This window comes from Ascidiaceihabitans sp. (assembly GCF_039986515.1).
Classification (GTDB): Bacteria; Pseudomonadota; Alphaproteobacteria; order Rhodobacterales; family Rhodobacteraceae; genus Ascidiaceihabitans.
Genome location: NZ_JBDWQO010000009.1, coordinates 59573 through 73393, shown reverse-complemented (window position 1 = coordinate 73393; position 13821 = coordinate 59573). Strand labels below are relative to the sequence as shown.

18 protein-coding genes are annotated in these 13821 nt (G+C 54.5%); 13 read left to right on the top strand and 5 right to left on the bottom strand.

Going from position 1 to position 13821, the window contains the following annotated elements:
• Positions 1 to 191: 191 nt before the first annotated feature.
• Positions 192 to 1235, top strand: a complete 1044-nt coding sequence (locus tag ABJL60_RS09520) for an aldo/keto reductase (RefSeq protein WP_348376124.1) — start codon at positions 192 to 194, stop codon at positions 1233 to 1235.
• A 12-nt stretch (positions 1236 to 1247) separates the two neighbouring features.
• Here ABJL60_RS09520 and ABJL60_RS09515 read toward each other — a convergent pair whose 3' ends face one another.
• On the bottom strand, positions 1248 to 2321 hold the full coding sequence (locus ABJL60_RS09515; protein ID WP_348376123.1) for a GlxA family transcriptional regulator: 1074 nt from the start codon (positions 2319 to 2321) through the stop codon (positions 1248 to 1250).
• On the opposite strand from ABJL60_RS09515, the gene ABJL60_RS09510 reads away from it, so the two are divergent.
• Genes ABJL60_RS09510 through ABJL60_RS09495 form a run of 4 tightly spaced genes read left to right on the top strand, consistent with a single transcriptional unit; the run spans position 2290 to position 5901 of the window.
• Entirely contained in the window at positions 2290 to 3201 is a 912-nt protein-coding gene (locus ABJL60_RS09510) for a 3-keto-5-aminohexanoate cleavage protein (protein ID WP_348286684.1), read from the top strand. The genes ABJL60_RS09515 and ABJL60_RS09510 overlap by 32 nt on opposite strands.
• Positions 3198 to 3683: a lipocalin family protein gene (locus ABJL60_RS09505; protein ID WP_348376122.1), complete on the top strand. Its 486-nt coding sequence runs from the start codon at positions 3198 to 3200 to the stop codon at positions 3681 to 3683. Before ABJL60_RS09510 ends, ABJL60_RS09505 begins: the two co-directional genes overlap by 4 nt.
• The gene (locus ABJL60_RS09500; RefSeq protein ID WP_348376121.1) at positions 3680 to 5155 is read left to right on the top strand and encodes a carnitine 3-dehydrogenase; all 1476 of its coding nucleotides are present in this window, start codon (positions 3680 to 3682) and stop codon (positions 5153 to 5155) included. Before ABJL60_RS09505 ends, ABJL60_RS09500 begins: the two co-directional genes overlap by 4 nt.
• Positions 5152 to 5901: an SDR family oxidoreductase gene (locus ABJL60_RS09495; protein WP_348376120.1), complete on the top strand. Its 750-nt coding sequence runs from the start codon at positions 5152 to 5154 to the stop codon at positions 5899 to 5901. Before ABJL60_RS09500 ends, ABJL60_RS09495 begins: the two co-directional genes overlap by 4 nt.
• Here the strand turns inward: ABJL60_RS09495 and ABJL60_RS09490 are convergent.
• On the bottom strand, positions 5898 to 6758 hold the full coding sequence (locus tag ABJL60_RS09490) for a transcriptional regulator (protein ID WP_348376261.1): 861 nt from the start codon (positions 6756 to 6758) through the stop codon (positions 5898 to 5900). The two genes, ABJL60_RS09495 and ABJL60_RS09490, sit on opposite strands and share 4 nt — an antisense overlap.
• Positions 6759 to 6921: 163 nt before the next feature.
• Between ABJL60_RS09490 and ABJL60_RS09485 the strand changes: the two genes are divergently transcribed.
• From ABJL60_RS09485 to ABJL60_RS09475, 3 genes are read left to right on the top strand one after another with little or no spacing between them, the layout of a single operon-like run.
• Positions 6922 to 7101: a hypothetical protein gene (locus tag ABJL60_RS09485; protein WP_348376268.1), complete on the top strand. Its 180-nt coding sequence runs from the start codon at positions 6922 to 6924 to the stop codon at positions 7099 to 7101.
• Complete coding sequence (locus ABJL60_RS09480; RefSeq protein WP_348376260.1) at positions 7031 to 7792, top strand: fatty acid desaturase; 762 nt, start codon at positions 7031 to 7033, stop codon at positions 7790 to 7792. The genes ABJL60_RS09485 and ABJL60_RS09480 overlap by 71 nt, the downstream gene beginning before the upstream one ends.
• 20 nt (positions 7793 to 7812) lie before the next feature.
• Positions 7813 to 8715, top strand: a complete 903-nt coding sequence (locus ABJL60_RS09475) for a DMT family transporter (RefSeq protein ID WP_348376119.1) — start codon at positions 7813 to 7815, stop codon at positions 8713 to 8715.
• 5 nt (positions 8716 to 8720) lie between these two features.
• On the opposite strand, the gene ABJL60_RS09470 is transcribed toward ABJL60_RS09475, so the two are convergent.
• Both ABJL60_RS09470 and ABJL60_RS09465 read right to left on the bottom strand, forming a co-directional pair.
• Complete coding sequence (locus ABJL60_RS09470; RefSeq protein ID WP_348376118.1) at positions 8721 to 9416, bottom strand: NUDIX hydrolase; 696 nt, start codon at positions 9414 to 9416, stop codon at positions 8721 to 8723.
• Positions 9417 to 9464: 48 nt separating this feature from the next.
• Positions 9465 to 9878 carry a DUF983 domain-containing protein gene (locus ABJL60_RS09465; protein WP_348286672.1) on the bottom strand — a complete coding sequence of 138 codons (414 nt, stop codon included), beginning with the start codon at positions 9876 to 9878 and terminating at the stop codon, positions 9465 to 9467.
• 195 nt (positions 9879 to 10073) lie between these two features.
• On the opposite strand from ABJL60_RS09465, the gene ABJL60_RS09460 reads away from it, so the two are divergent.
• From ABJL60_RS09460 to ABJL60_RS09445, 4 genes are all read left to right on the top strand, one after another.
• Positions 10074 to 10517 (top strand): calcium-binding protein, encoded by a 444-nt coding sequence (locus tag ABJL60_RS09460; protein WP_348376117.1) that lies wholly within the window; start codon positions 10074 to 10076, stop codon positions 10515 to 10517.
• 61 nt (positions 10518 to 10578) lie between these two features.
• Complete coding sequence (locus tag ABJL60_RS09455) at positions 10579 to 11169, top strand: RNA polymerase sigma factor (RefSeq protein WP_348376259.1); 591 nt, start codon at positions 10579 to 10581, stop codon at positions 11167 to 11169.
• Positions 11156 to 11518: a hypothetical protein gene (locus ABJL60_RS09450; protein ID WP_348376116.1), complete on the top strand. Its 363-nt coding sequence runs from the start codon at positions 11156 to 11158 to the stop codon at positions 11516 to 11518. The genes ABJL60_RS09455 and ABJL60_RS09450 overlap by 14 nt, the downstream gene beginning before the upstream one ends.
• Before the next feature lie 15 nt (positions 11519 to 11533).
• A complete protein-coding gene (locus ABJL60_RS09445; protein ID WP_348376115.1) occupies positions 11534 to 12022 on the top strand; it encodes a periplasmic heavy metal sensor in 489 nt (162 codons plus the stop codon).
• Between the two features lie 11 nt (positions 12023 to 12033).
• On the opposite strand, the gene ABJL60_RS09440 is transcribed toward ABJL60_RS09445, so the two are convergent.
• A complete protein-coding gene (locus ABJL60_RS09440) occupies positions 12034 to 13440 on the bottom strand; it encodes a diguanylate cyclase (protein WP_348376114.1) in 1407 nt (468 codons plus the stop codon).
• Positions 13441 to 13536: 96 nt separating this feature from the next.
• Here ABJL60_RS09440 and ABJL60_RS09435 point away from each other — a divergent pair, with 96 nt between their 5' ends.
• Positions 13537 to 13821, top strand: coding sequence for a DUF3572 domain-containing protein (locus tag ABJL60_RS09435; RefSeq protein ID WP_348376113.1), 285 nt, complete (start codon positions 13537 to 13539; stop codon positions 13819 to 13821).

Genomic DNA, 13821 nt, shown 5'->3' with positions numbered 1-13821 from the left:
CCGTGGCCGCCGCCAACAATTGCAGCCCGCAAGGCGCGGGCGTCGTAGCGTTTGAATGTAAAGAAGACGCAGATACCATGATGCGATTATATAAATATTCACGCTTTGTTCTCAAGTTTATTCTTTGGGAACTTGCTTGCGCTAAAGCTGTTGAACGCTAGGGTTCGGAAAACCGACAAAAGGACACCGCCATGAAAATGAAGCAGCTGGGACGCTCTGATATCGAAGTTTCCGAACTGTGCTTGGGCTCTATGACGTGGGGCACCCAAAACACGGCCGAGGAAGCGCATGATCAGATAGATTTGGCTTTGGAACATGGCGTAAATTTCATTGATACGGCTGAAATGTATCCGGTAAACCCGGTCGCGGAACGCACAGTTGGACGTACGGAACGTATCATCGGGTTATGGTTAGAAAAGACGTCCCGACGGTCCGATGTGGTGTTGGCAACCAAGCATTCAGGGCAAGGGTTGGGGATCGTGCGCGATGGTGCACCTATTTCCGCCAAAACGATTCCCGAAGCCGTGGAAGGGTCGCTGCGCCGCCTGAAAACAGAATATATCGATTTGTACCAATTTCATTGGCCCAATCGTGGCAGCTACATGTTTCGTAAAAATTGGACATATGATCCGTCCGGCCAAAACCGCCAAGACACCATCGCGCACATCGAAGAAACTTTGGACGCTTTGGAAAAAGAAGTGAAACGCGGCACCATTCGCGGCTTTGGTCTTAGCAATGAAAGTGCATGGGGTACGGCGCAATGGTTGGCCGCGGCAGGCCGGTCGGGCGGACCCAGAGTTTTGAGCGTCCAAAACGAATATTCTTTGATGTGCCGGATGTTTGACACCGATATGGCAGAGCTTTGTGTGAACGAAGATGTTAGTTTGCTTGCCTTCTCGCCTTTGGCGACGGGTCTTTTGACCGGCAAATATCAAAACAATTCCATCCCTGGAAAATCACGGATGTCCCTGAACGAGGATCTCGGAGGGCGCAAAACGCAACGCGCTTTTGAAGCTGTGGATTTGTATCTGAAGATAGCAAAGAAACATGGGCTGGACCCCACACAAATGGCTTTGGCTTGGTGTTTGACGCGACCGTTCATGGGCAGTGTGATTTTTGGGGCGCGTGCAAAAGGACAATTGAAGATCGCTTTGGGGGCTGCGGATGTGACGCTTGGCGATGAGGTGCTAAAGGAGCTGGACGTGGCAAACCAGCTTTGCCCGATGCCGTTTTAGGGGTTTGATGGCTCAAATCTGGTCACGCGACAGGCCGGTTTTGCGTTGCACCCGAGCACTTGCACCATGCGCACGGCGATAAGCCCGTGCAAAAGACGATTGTGATGCGAACCCCGTGGCCAGCCCAATTTCATGCAACGACATATGGGATTGGGTCACCAAACGCTGGGCTTCTGTCAGTCGTAAGATCAAATAATGCGCTTGCGCGGTTGTGCGCAGATGGGTGCGAAAATGTGATTGCAGAACCCTTGTGCTGACGCCCGATGATTTCGCAATCTGGGTCAAAGACAAAGGCTGATCCAGATTGTTTTCCATCATTTCATGCGCACGCGTTGTGACCCGTGACCCAAGCCTGCCCAACGGCCTGCGCCACTGCGGGCGGAGCGGATCAGGTTGGTGATCAAGAACAAAGCTGGCTGCGACTTTGCCCGCCAAAGCGGCCCCATGTTCTGTTTCGATGAAAGCCAGCATCATGTCGATTGTCGGCGCAGCCCCCGCACTCGTCATTCGGGCATCAGCGATCTGGTACCGTGCATTCACAGTATGAACATCGGGAAAGTGCCGGGAAAATTTTTCCAAGTCTTCCCAATGCGTTGTGGCAGAGAGACCATCCAAAAGGCCGCTTTGCGCCATAACCCAAGGGCCCCCGTCAATGCCGATCACACTGCGTGCTGTCGTTCCGAGACGGGCCAGACTGGCGCAGAGCGTTGGGGTGGTTTGTGCCTCGACCTCAAAGCCTGCCACGACAATAAGCACATCGCATCTTTGCACACGGGCCACCGGAGCCGCTTGGACACTAAGACCCGATGTCAAAGTAATCGCGGCATCTGTCGGCGTTGCAAAGGTCCATTCAAACAGGGTGCGCCCGGCTTGACGGTTGGCTGCACGCATTGGGTCAACCGCGGCTGCAAAGCTCAGCGTGTTGCACTGATCCAGAACAAGAACCGTCGCTTGTGTGATATTCGCGCTTAAGGGCAAAATAATTTCGCTTTTTGACAAGTTATTGATCGAAACCCACACCAAACTTGGCGGAAATGCAAGAAAGGGATGCACGATGCCACTGACCATGAACAAAGAGGTTTTCATTACATGCGCCGTGACCGGGTCCGGTGGCACTCAGGATCGCAGCCCTCATGTTCCCAGATCGCCCAAGCAGATCGCGGACAGCGCGATTGCAGCGGGCAAGGCGGGCGCGGCTGTTGTGCACTGCCATGTCCGTGACCCTGAAACTGGCGCACCCAGCCGTGATTTGCACTACTACCGCGAAGTCACGGACCGCATCCGCGATGCCGACGTCGATGTGGTTTTGAACCTGACCGCAGGTATGGGCGGGGACATGGTGTTTGGCACGGCTGATGCGCCGTTCCCTTTGAATGAGGCAGGCACCGATATGATTGGTGCCGCGGAACGCGTCGCCCATGTGGCGGAATGCCTGCCCGAAATTTGCACGCTGGATTGCGGCACAATGAACTTTGCCGAAGCCGATTACGTCATGACGAACACCCCAGGAATGCTGACGGCCATGGGCACGATGATGACGCAGATGGGTGTGAAACCCGAGATCGAAGCCTTTGACACCGGCCATTTATGGTATGCAAAACAACTGGTTGCAGATGGTGTGTTGGATAGCCCCGCTTTGGTCCAGCTGTGCATGGGCGTGCCATGGGGCGCACCTGATGATTTGAACACCTTCATGGCGATGGTGAACAATGTGCCAGACGACTGGACTTTTTCTGCCTTTGCGCTGGGCCGCAATCAAATGGCTTATGTTGCCGCTGCGGTCTTGGCAGGGGGCAATGTACGTGTCGGCCTGGAAGATAATCTATGGCTGGACAAAGGGGTCCTGGCGGAGAACTACCAACTGGTGGAGCGTGCCGGCACAATCATTGAAAACATGGGCGCACGTGTGATCACGGCTCAGGACGTGCGTGACAAACTGGGTTTGGTGAAAAGAGCGCCAAAATGACCTTGGTACGTGCAATCAGCGCTGTATTTGTTTTGGCGCTGATCGCAGCCTGTGATGTCATGCCTGCCGATAGCTTCCGTGATCCCGGCGCGCCGATAAGTGCCACAACGCGCTTTGATCCGACCGCATTCAGCGGACGGTGGAGCATTGAGGCGGCATTTGCAAACGACGCCCTTGCGGCCCCGAAGGGCACGCTGGACTTCGCCTATGATCCGGCGCGTGAACGTATCACGCATGGTGGCAAAACTTTTACGATCCCGCGCCCAGGCGTTCTGGCGCCAAACGATCCGAACGCTGCGAAACTGGTCGTGATGTGGGTGGATGCCGATTTTCGCACAGCTGCGATTGGCACCAGCGACGGGACGTTTGGTGCGATCATCAACCGTGGCGCCGCCCTTTCGGATGATCGTTTGAAGGCAGCGACAGAAATTCTAGAATTTTACGGCTGGGACACCAGCAAATTGATTGAGGTAAAGACATGACAAAAACAGCAGCGATCGTTGGTGGTGGCGTGATCGGCGGCGGATGGGCCGCGCGTTTTTTGCTGAACGGCTGGGACGTACGCGTCTTTGATCCCGACCCCGAAGCGCAACGCAAAATGGATGAAGCTTTGACCAACGCCCGTCGCGCGATGCCGGGTCTTGTGGATGTGGCAATGCCCGCTGAAGGGGTGATGTCGTTTCACGCGACCATTGAAGAAGCGGTGACAGGGGCAGAGTGGATACAAGAAAGCGTTCCGGAGCGCCTTGATATCAAACACAAAACACTGGCGGAAATACAAGCAGCTTGCCTTGCCAGTGCCGTGATCGGATCGTCTACATCAGGGTTCAAACCCTCGGAACTGCAAGACGGCGCTGCGAACCCCGGTCAGATTATGGTCTGCCACCCCTTCAACCCTGTGTACCTGATGCCTTTGATCGAAGTTGTGCCATCGCCATCCACAAATGCGGCGCATGTGACAAAAGCCAAAGAAACATTGACGTCTTTGGGCATGTATCCCTTGCAGGTCCGCAAAGAAATTGACGCACATATCGCCGATCGTTTCCTAGAGGCCGTTTGGAGAGAAGCCCTTTGGCTGGTTAAGGACGGCGTTGCGACCACGGAAGAAATCGACAACGCGATCCGTTATGGCTTTGGCATCCGCTGGGCGCAGATGGGGCTGTTTGACACCTATCGTACCGCAGGTGGTGAAGCGGGCATGCGGCACTTCATGGCCCAATTCGGCCCTGCGCTGAAATGGCCATGGACCAAGCTGATGGATGTCCCAGAATTCACCGACGAACTGGTAGATTTGATCGCGGGACAATCCGACGCGCAGTCAGGCCACATGAGCATCGCCGACATGCTGCGCATCCGCGACAATAATTTGGTGGCCATGATGCGCGCCCTCAAAGCGCAGGATTTTGGCGCGGGCGCATTGATGAACGCCCACGAACAGCACTTGCGGGCGCAAATCGGGTTGGATGCACGTGTGTCCGATATCGCCGACGTGTCACAACCCTTGGTGACGGTGCGCCGTACGGTTCCATTGGATTGGACAGATTACAACGGCCACATGAACGAAGCCAAGTACTTGCAGGCCTTCGGCGATGCCACTGACCGATTTATGGAAATGATAGGATGTGATGCCGCCTACATTGCGACAGGCGGCAGCTATTTCACAGCTGAAACCCATATCCGCCATGTGGATGAAGCCCATGCAGGCGCCGTGATCGAAGTGCGTACGCAAGTTCTTATGGGGCAGGGCAAAAAGATGCATCTGTGGCACGAGATGTACGAGGCAGACAGATTGCTGGCCACAGGCGAACACTTTCTTTTGCATGTCAGTCTCGCAAGCCGGAAACCATGTGATCCCAGCGCTGAAATCGTGTCGGCGCTTGAACGTGTGGCGGTGGCGCATGCAGCACTGCCCAATCCCGAAGGCGCGGGCCGCGCGGTTGGGCAACGTCCATGAAACGGGTGTTGGTCACAGCAGGCGGGTCAGGCATCGGGCTTGCGATGGGGCACGCTTTTGATGCGGCAGGCTACGACGTTATTGTCACTGATGTGGATTCCGACGCATTGGACCAAGCCCCCGCCAGCTGGGCGAAACATGTCGCAGACGCATCCAACGAGGCGCAGATGGCCGCTGTCTTCGCAAAGATTGACGGCGATCTTAGCGCGGTCTGCGCAAATGCGGGCATCGCCGGGCCGACAGCCGTTATCGAAGACATCGATCTTGCGGATTGGCAGCGCTGCGTCAGTGTGAATTTGGAAGGCGCATTTCTGACATTGAAATACGCGGCCCCGCGTATGAAAGCGGCCGGCGCGGGCTCTGTTATTTTGACGTCCTCCACAGCTGGAATTTACGGGTACCCAAACCGCGCACCATATGCGTCGGCCAAATGGGCAATTATCGGATTGATGAAGACCTTTGCGATGGAAGCCGGACCATTCGGGGTGCGTGCCAATGCGATTTGTCCGGGGGCGGTGGAAGGCCCACGCATGGAAGGTGTTCTGGAACGTGAAGCTGCAGCGAAATCCATGACCCGCGATCAGGTGTATGATGGCTATGCAAAAGGCACATCCATGCGGTCTTTTGTCAAAGCTGCCGATATTGCAGATATGGCAGTATTTTTGGCGTCGGACGCGGCCCGTATGGTGTCAGGGCAGGTGATTTCCGTGGATGGTCATACGGAAAACCCTGACCCAAAAATCTAGCGTATTTGGGTGCGTAACATGTGTAGGTGTTCTGGAATGTCGCGGGCTGTAAAGGACGCCTCGCGGACCAGATCATCGAAATGTGTTGTTAAAGTTTCAATGCGTTCGCGGTCACGAAACGCCATATAGTGTCCACCAGCATAGACCACTGCCAGAAGTGGACCAAAGACGGTGATGGGGGCAGAATATAGTTTACGGGCATCAAACAAATACAATCGGAGGCGTGGGTACAGCTGTTCTGTCAGGGTTAACAGGTGGTCCATTTGTTCAATGCGAACAGCCGCTGGTAGGCCGCGATAATAGCCGGTGCCAGCGGCGAAGCTTTGCAGTTCGAACATGGGTAGGGTAATTTCGTAGTCCGAAAGTGATCCGCGCATCCAGTCAAGCCGGTCCTGCGACGCGTTGATGGCTTGCGTCGTGGTGCGCCCCAAATGAGGGCTGTATTCCCACTCTAACATTGCATGGGTTTTCAGCATGTCAGGCAAGGCGGCGGGAACATGGCGGATTTTGTAGCCGACCGCTTCTTGGTGCCATGCGAAAATTTGTTCGTCGATCAACGCGCGCGGTGCTTTTGTGAACGTCATGGCAGAGGATGCCAAAAAGGCGGCACTTTCTGGCCGGTCCGACAGGCCCAGCAACCAATCAGTCGATACGCCTAAATGCGCAGCACACGCCCCCACCAAATGCGCGTTTGGCAACCTTGCGCCTGTGTCTGACAGGGCTTGTGAGATGGTGGACCGATCTGCGCCAGTGGCCCGGGCCAGGGCACTTTGATTGCTGCCAGCCAAAGCAATTGCAGCGGCCAAACGTGTGCGGAAGAGATCGGAGCGTTCAGTTTTGTTTAGATTTATCACGATGTGCGGTATTAAATCACAATTTGGTGGTTTTGGTAATAAGATACATAATTTTCAGCTTTGCATGAGGGGCTTAGGGTCATCAAAAAAGGCGCTCTATGCAAACTGTCGATTGTACGTCCTACGTTGCCCACCCCACATCTGCACAAAAACGTATTCATAGCGAATGGCCGACTATCTTTTTGTTTTTGGGATGTTTTTCTTTGTGGGGCGTCGCCGTTTTTATCTTGCCTCTGCTACATCCCGCCATTGGATTTCTGGCTCTGGTTCCGGCGTTGGTTTTGCATTCTTCATTGTCCCACGAGGTTCTGCATGGGCACCCGTTTGCATCCAAAAAGTTGAATGAGGCATGCGTTATCGTGCAGCCAGGGCTTTTTATTCCGTATTTGCGGTTTCGGGACACCCATCTTGCCCACCATAGGGATGCGCGGTTGACGGACCCCTATGATGATCCAGAAAGCAACTATCTGGATCCCGTTGTTTGGAGCCAGTTAAGCAAAGGTGCGCAGGTGGCTTTGCGGTTCAACAACACTTTGCTGGGGCGCATTTTGATCGGCCCACTGGTGTCACAATGGGCGTTTATGCGTGGGGATTTGAAGGCAATTTTGCAGGTTGACCGACCGGTTCTGGCCGCTTGGATCTGGCATGTGCCGGGGGTCGTATTGGTTATGGGCGTTGTGCTGACATCTCAGATGCCACTTCGGATTTATATTCTGGGGGCGTATTGCGCGTTGTCCGTTTTGAAGATCAGGACGTTTTTGGAACATCAAGCACACCTACGCGCTTCCGGGCGCAGCGTTATTATCGAAGACAAAGGAATTCTTGCTTTTCTATTCTTGAACAACAACTTACACGCCGTGCATCACATGCATCCGTCTGTGCCGTGGTATCATTTGCGCGGTCTGTATTGGGGCAATAAGTCCCGTTATGTGACGTGCAACGGCGGCTATGTCTACGGGTCATATATGCAAGTTTTCAGGCGCTATTTCTGGACGCGTAAAGATCCTGTGGCCCATCCGCTCTGGCCAATGCGCTAAGATTGGCGCATCAGGGCGGCATGGACCTTTGGATTTATGTCACATTGGCTGCGGCCACCTTTCAAACTGTTCGCTTTATGCTGCAAAAGCAGATGGCGACGTCCACTCTCAGTGCGTCAGGGGCGACATTTGCGCGCTTTTTTTATTCCGCACCCTTAGTGGCTGTGTTGATGGCGTTGTATCTGACGGCACGGGGCCAGAGTTTTCCGGACTTATCGACAGCGTTCTGGATGTATGGCGCCGTCGGTGGTCTAGCACAAATCCTGGCGACAGTGTGTGTTGTGATGTTGTTCAAGCAACGTAATTTCGCTGTCGGGATCACCTTCAAGAAAAGCGAAGTTGTCTTGATCGTCGTCATGAGCGTTCTGGTCTTGGGCGAAAAAGTCACATGGTTGGGTTTCGGTGCGATCTTGTTGGGCGTCGTCGGGTTGCTTTTGCTGTCCTCTGCGCCAAAGGATCAAGCGTTTCGGCTTCGTGACATGGCCAACAAGGCCGCTGGTTTAGGCTTGTTGTCTGGTGCGCTGTTTGCCGTCTCGGGTGTGACCTACCGCGGCGCATCTTTGGAACTGCCTTTGGATGACCCTTTGGCGCGGGCGGTCATTACCTTATCCGCGGTGACGGCCATGCAGCTGGCCGCGATGACCGTTTGGTTGCGTTTTCGTGAAGTCGGACAAATCACAGCCGTTTGGAAGGCCCGGCGCGTGGCTGGATGGATCGGGATGTTCTCGATGGCCGGATCGTTCTGCTGGTTTTTGGCGTTTACTTTGCAAAACGCGGCATACGTCAAAGCATTAGGACAGGTCGAATTGATCCTGAGCCTTATAGTCACAGCATTGTTTTTCAAAGAGAAAATCACACCAAGAGAGATAACAGGCGTATGTATCTTGGGTGCTTCGGTGGTCTTGTTGGTCAGTGTTATCTAAGTTGGTTATCTGTCTTGCGGTTTGCCATGCAGCCGTGCGAACAGGCTTTCTTCGTCGTTGTTGTTGAAAAAAGGCACGCTTGCGGGCGGTGATGTGTCACCGACACGGGCTTGTATCTCGCTTAGGACAACTTCTGTGATGAAAGGCATGTCAAAACTACGTGCCTGAGCCAACGAAACCCACTGAAGATGTGATAGCTCGTCTGAAGCCGCACTGAAATCATCAGGGTCACTTACCAGATCGTCAGCGTCGATCAGGAAAAAGCGGGCATCGAAGCGACGGGGGCGACCCGGTGGCGTGATCGCACGAAACACAAACTGCAAAGGGGCCGCATGTGGCACGTGGCCGGTGGCTGCGAAATCCACCCAATCGGCAGGAACTTCGCCATCCCAAGTGCCGGGCTGGCCCAACACCTGACCGGTTTCTTCGAACAACTCGCGGATTGCAGCGACGCCCAGTGCATGCGTCATATCCTCGGCGCTTTCGTCCAGCAGCCGCTCTGCACAAGGGGATCCCATAGGCGTTGCCAGCGAAATTTCGGCGTCACCTGCGTCAACTGCACCGCCCGGGAACACAAATTTGTTCGGCATGAATACAGCTTTGGCACCGCGTTGACCCATCAAAATATGTGGGTCGGTTAGACGGTTGCGCAACACGATCACAGTGGCTGCGTGTCTAATCTGTGTCTTGTCGATGCTCATTAGCGGTCCCTGTCCAATTCCGGCCCCATCTTACGAAGGGGCCTTGCGTCAGGACGAGGTTCCGAAACCACCCATTTGACGCGCCCATTGATAACCGACAATGGCGCCCTTCAGTCTGGGCAGAAGGTAGAGCGATAGTGCCACACAGCCAACCGCAAAAATGGTAAACAAAACCAATGGTTCGGGGCGCCATGTCACAAAGGCAATGTGCAGCAACGGTGCCATAAGGTGGCCAACCACCAAAATCGTCAAATATGCAGGACCATCATCCGCTTTGTGGTGGTGCAATTCCTGACGACACACTGCGCAGGTGTCTTCGACCTTCAGATAGCTTTTCAAAAGTGCGCCGCGTCCGCATCTGGGGCATTTACGACGCCACCCTTTGCGGATTGCAGCCCAAGTGGACCGTGTGTTTTCACCATCTTGTAGTGCGCCATGGTCCGCTAAGTTTGAATCGCTCATAAAACTAATCCTTTTATAGACCCGATAGATGCGCCCATTCGAAACGTTTTGAAAGGCGACAGGATGCCCTTGCGTCCCAATGTCGCAAAGCGCTGAGAGAAAATTAAAACAGATGCGACGGAAAAGATATGGCGCCCCGTTCTAAGATGTGACCGGCCCAAAAGGGGACGGAAAGGCAATAATGGAGACGATCCTATGACACAGACAATCAAATTCGTTCTGGCAGCATGCGCCGGACTTGCGTTGGTCAGCCCTGCTTTTGCAAATACGAAGGGTGCTGGCAAAGGTCCGCCAAGCTTCGAAACACTGGATGTAGATGGCAACGGCCAAATCACCGAAGCCGAAATGCGCACCCATGGTGTTGCACGTTTCGAAGGGATGGACACCGATAAAGACGGCTTTTTGTCCAAGGCTGAACTGGAAGCGGCAGGCACAAAACGGGCCCAGAAACGCAGTGCCCGTATGATGTCGCATCTGGATTCCAACGAAGACGGGCAACTGTCGCTCGAAGAGGTGCAAAAACGCGACCGTGCGGGCAAGATGTTGTCGCGCATGGATAAAGATGAAGACGGCAGCGTGTCGCGGGAAGAATACGACACGGCACGCGCTCATATGAAAAAGCGTCATAAAAAGAACTAAATCAGAAGTTTCGGGGCCGCGCTTGTCACAGGTGTGGCCCCGGGTTAACGCTTGGATGACTATGAATATGCCATTGGACGCAGAACCGGACACAGATGATGCGGCATTGCTGGCCCGCTATGCACGCGGCGACGCTGCGGCGGCGCGGTTGTTGACGGCGCGTTTGACACCACGCGTTTATGCACAGGCATTTCGGGTTTTGGGCGACGGGGCGGAAGCAGAAGATGTGGCCCAAGAGGCCATGTTGCGTCTGTGGAAGACGGCACCGCAGTGGCGTGAAGGCGAAGCAAAAGTGTCGACGTGGTTGTACCGGGTGACAGCAAACCTGTGCATAGACCGCTTGCGCCGAACACGCGGTGCCGCATTGGACGACGTGGCAGAACCACAAGACCCGACGCCAGGTGTCGAAGCTAAAATGCAGGACCGTGCCCGCATGGATGCGTTGCAAATGGCACTGAACGCGTTGCCAGACCGGCAACGTCAAGCTGTGGTCTTGCGTCATATCGAGGGTTTGGCAAATCCGGAGATCGCGCAAATCTTGGACATCAGCACAGAAGCTGTTGAAAGCTTAACAGCGCGGGGCAAGCGGGCTTTGGCCACTTCATTGGCAGGGGCACGCGCAGAATTGGGGTACACAGATGACACAGAATAAGTCTGAAATGATGGACTTGGACGCTTTGTTGGCAGGTGCCAAAAACCCGCCTGCACCGGAGGCTCTAATTGCCCGCGTCCTTGAGGACGCATTGAAAGAACAGCCATTGCCGACCCTGCGTGAGACGCCCACGATGATGCAACAGATTTTGGCCGTTCTGGGTGGATGGCAAGGCATGGGCGGTTTGGTGGCAGCGACATGTGCGGGGCTGTGGATCGGTATCAGCCCGCCCACAAATTTGCCTGATGGGTTGATAAGCCTTTTAGGGTCAGACACAGGCACGGCCGCGGTGTTCACACAACAAGAACCAGAGCTGGGAAGCTTTGGATGGGATCTGGAAGAGAGCTAACCCATGGAAAATGATATGAATAAAACTGATCACATCACGCGGATTCCGCGCCTGTTCAAAGTTGTGTTGGGTCTGTCTTTGGCCCTCAACCTGCTGGTCATCGGCGTCATTGTAGGGGCGGGCGCACGCGGTGGCGGGCCTATGCGAGGTGCCGGCCTTACCAACTATGCGATGCCCTATGTCAAAGCTTTGCCGGGCGAAGATCGCCGCGCCATTTTCAAGCGTATGCGGCGTGACAGCGTACCCCAAATGCCCGATAGAAAACAGCGTCGGGCGCTGTATTTTCAGATGGTCTCCGTGTTGGAAGCCGACAGCTTTGATAAAGTCGCGGCGGAAGCGATCCTGAAACAGCAAGGCACCACGTCTGTTGCAGCCATGACTGCAGCACAGACCGCTTGGATCGAACATGTAAGCGAAATGGATGATGCGGCACGTCAAGCTTATGCCGTGGACGTTCAACAGGTATTGGAAAGCCGCCACAAACACAAAAAACCAAAACAGTAGCGCCGTCGTGTTTATGCGGCAGGACGACTTAACCTGACCTGGTTTCGCCCCAGTTCTTTTGCGTGATACAGGGCCTTGTCGGCTTGATCCAAAAGCCCTGCCGCGACATTGCCCGCGCCGTACCTTTCGAAAGTTGACGCGTCTCCGATGGCCAAGCCAATGCTGATGGTCGCTGTCAAAGGACCCGAGCCATCGGGCTGTTGGAACGGTGCGCACCCTATCAATTCGCACAAACGGGTTGCCGCAAGGCGTGCATTGCGCAATCCAACCCCCGGCATCACCACCAGAAATTCTTCTCCGCCAATGCGTGCCACCAAATCAACGGCCCGCAGATTTTCTCGGAGCCGTTGCGCAGTTTCTACCAGAACAACGTCACCCGTTGCGTGGCCGTAAACGTCATTGATGTTTTTGAAGTAATCCATATCCGCAACCATCACGGCAAAAGGTTTGCCTGACCTTTGGGCGTTTTCTGCAATCCGGGCCAGATGGGGCATGGCATAGCGTCGGTTGTGCAGTCCGGTTAGCGGATCACAGACGGCCGCTTCCAGACCGGTACGTACGGTTGCGCGAAGCCTGTCGGCGATGTGCTTGCGTTTGACCAGGGTCTGGATACGCAACGCCATTTCTTGGGCGGCGAATCCTTCCGTCATGATGTCACTGGCGCCCAGATCCAAAGCTTGTGAGGCTAAATCGGCGTCCTTGTTTGATTGGACAACCAGAACACCGCTGTGGCGCGTGCGCGAATGGGACCTGATTTCAGCCAGCATCCGTAACATTTCAGGTGCATTTTCACGACCCATGTCCAGAATGAAGACATCGGGTTCTTTGCCGTTGGCAGTATCGCAGGTTGGTCCCAGTCCGTTTTGGGGTTTGGCCATGTCCAAGGTGATGCCGACCAAAGATGACAATTGGTGTGTCCAGACCTTTGGGATTGTGGAGTTGTTGGACATGATTGTGGCGCGCGCGGCATGTTCGAAAGCTGTTGGAGCTTCGGCCAAACCAAGGGCGCGGGATGTGTCGTCACGCAGTTTCCATTCGGCTGCAGAATTGCAAACGCGGACCAAACTGCGCACACGGGCCAAAAGCAAAATATCATCAAAAGGTTTGGCTATGACATCGTCAAAACCTGCAGCAAGCAAATCCAGACGGGCAGCGTCACTGCCTTCATTCTGGAACGCAATCATGGGGACGTCGCGCATCTGACGTGATTTCCGAACACGCTCAATCAAGGATGTGGCGTCACCATCAGGCAATTCCTGCGCTGTTAGTATGACATCGGGTACAGTTCTTTTGATTGCTGTCAACGCATCCGAAATGGATCCGGCCTGCACAACATTATAGTGTGCGGTGGACAGTTTCACCTTCAGAACGATCCGGTTCGTTGAAATCGGATCTATGACTAGGATCTTCCCGTGCATATCTTCCTACCAAAGCAGTTGCGTTTTTGTCTGCACTAAGATTTGTCGTTTTAAGTTAATAAAGCGTTTCGATTTCCAGCAGGACAGGAAACTAAAGTGTTACACTCGCAAGAATCCGCCGAGACATTGGCTTTGCAGGCGTTGGCCTGGCTGGCCGGGCAAGAAGAATTACTGCCTGTTTTCCTTGGCGCAACAGGGGCCAGCGAAGCGGATGTGCGCACCGGCGCCTCTGACCCTGCGTTTTTGGCCGCCCTGCTGGATTTCTTGATGATGGAAGATGCTTGGGTCATACAGTTTTGTGATTCTGTGGGTGTGCCCTACGATCGCATAATGCAGGCCCGCTATGCTTTGCCCGGCGGCGCAGATACACATTGGACATGA

What these genes read in the sequence shown, in the direction of transcription:
- ABJL60_RS09460 (WP_348376117.1), top strand. Translation starts at nt 10,074, where the DNA reads ATGACACAGACAATCAAATTCGTTCTGGCAGCATGCGCCGGACTTGCG.
- ABJL60_RS09465 (WP_348286672.1), bottom strand. Translation starts at nt 9,878, where the DNA reads ATGAGCGATTCAAACTTAGCGGACCATGGCGCACTACAAGATGGTGAA.
- ABJL60_RS09515 (WP_348376123.1), bottom strand. Translation starts at nt 2,321, where the DNA reads ATGAAAACCTCTTTGTTCATGGTCAGTGGCATCGTGCATCCCTTTCTT.
- ABJL60_RS09500 (WP_348376121.1), top strand. Translation starts at nt 3,680, where the DNA reads ATGACAAAAACAGCAGCGATCGTTGGTGGTGGCGTGATCGGCGGCGGA.
- ABJL60_RS09520 (WP_348376124.1), top strand. Translation starts at nt 192, where the DNA reads ATGAAAATGAAGCAGCTGGGACGCTCTGATATCGAAGTTTCCGAACTG.
- ABJL60_RS09505 (WP_348376122.1), top strand. Translation starts at nt 3,198, where the DNA reads ATGACCTTGGTACGTGCAATCAGCGCTGTATTTGTTTTGGCGCTGATC.
- ABJL60_RS09495 (WP_348376120.1), top strand. Translation starts at nt 5,152, where the DNA reads ATGAAACGGGTGTTGGTCACAGCAGGCGGGTCAGGCATCGGGCTTGCG.
- ABJL60_RS09440 (WP_348376114.1), bottom strand. Translation starts at nt 13,440, where the DNA reads ATGCACGGGAAGATCCTAGTCATAGATCCGATTTCAACGAACCGGATC.
- ABJL60_RS09470 (WP_348376118.1), bottom strand. Translation starts at nt 9,416, where the DNA reads ATGAGCATCGACAAGACACAGATTAGACACGCAGCCACTGTGATCGTG.
- ABJL60_RS09450 (WP_348376116.1), top strand. Translation starts at nt 11,156, where the DNA reads ATGACACAGAATAAGTCTGAAATGATGGACTTGGACGCTTTGTTGGCA.
- ABJL60_RS09445 (WP_348376115.1), top strand. Translation starts at nt 11,534, where the DNA reads ATGAATAAAACTGATCACATCACGCGGATTCCGCGCCTGTTCAAAGTT.
- ABJL60_RS09455 (WP_348376259.1), top strand. Translation starts at nt 10,579, where the DNA reads ATGAATATGCCATTGGACGCAGAACCGGACACAGATGATGCGGCATTG.
- ABJL60_RS09475 (WP_348376119.1), top strand. Translation starts at nt 7,813, where the DNA reads ATGGACCTTTGGATTTATGTCACATTGGCTGCGGCCACCTTTCAAACT.
- ABJL60_RS09485 (WP_348376268.1), top strand. Translation starts at nt 6,922, where the DNA reads ATGGCCGACTATCTTTTTGTTTTTGGGATGTTTTTCTTTGTGGGGCGT.
- ABJL60_RS09510 (WP_348286684.1), top strand. Translation starts at nt 2,290, where the DNA reads ATGCCACTGACCATGAACAAAGAGGTTTTCATTACATGCGCCGTGACC.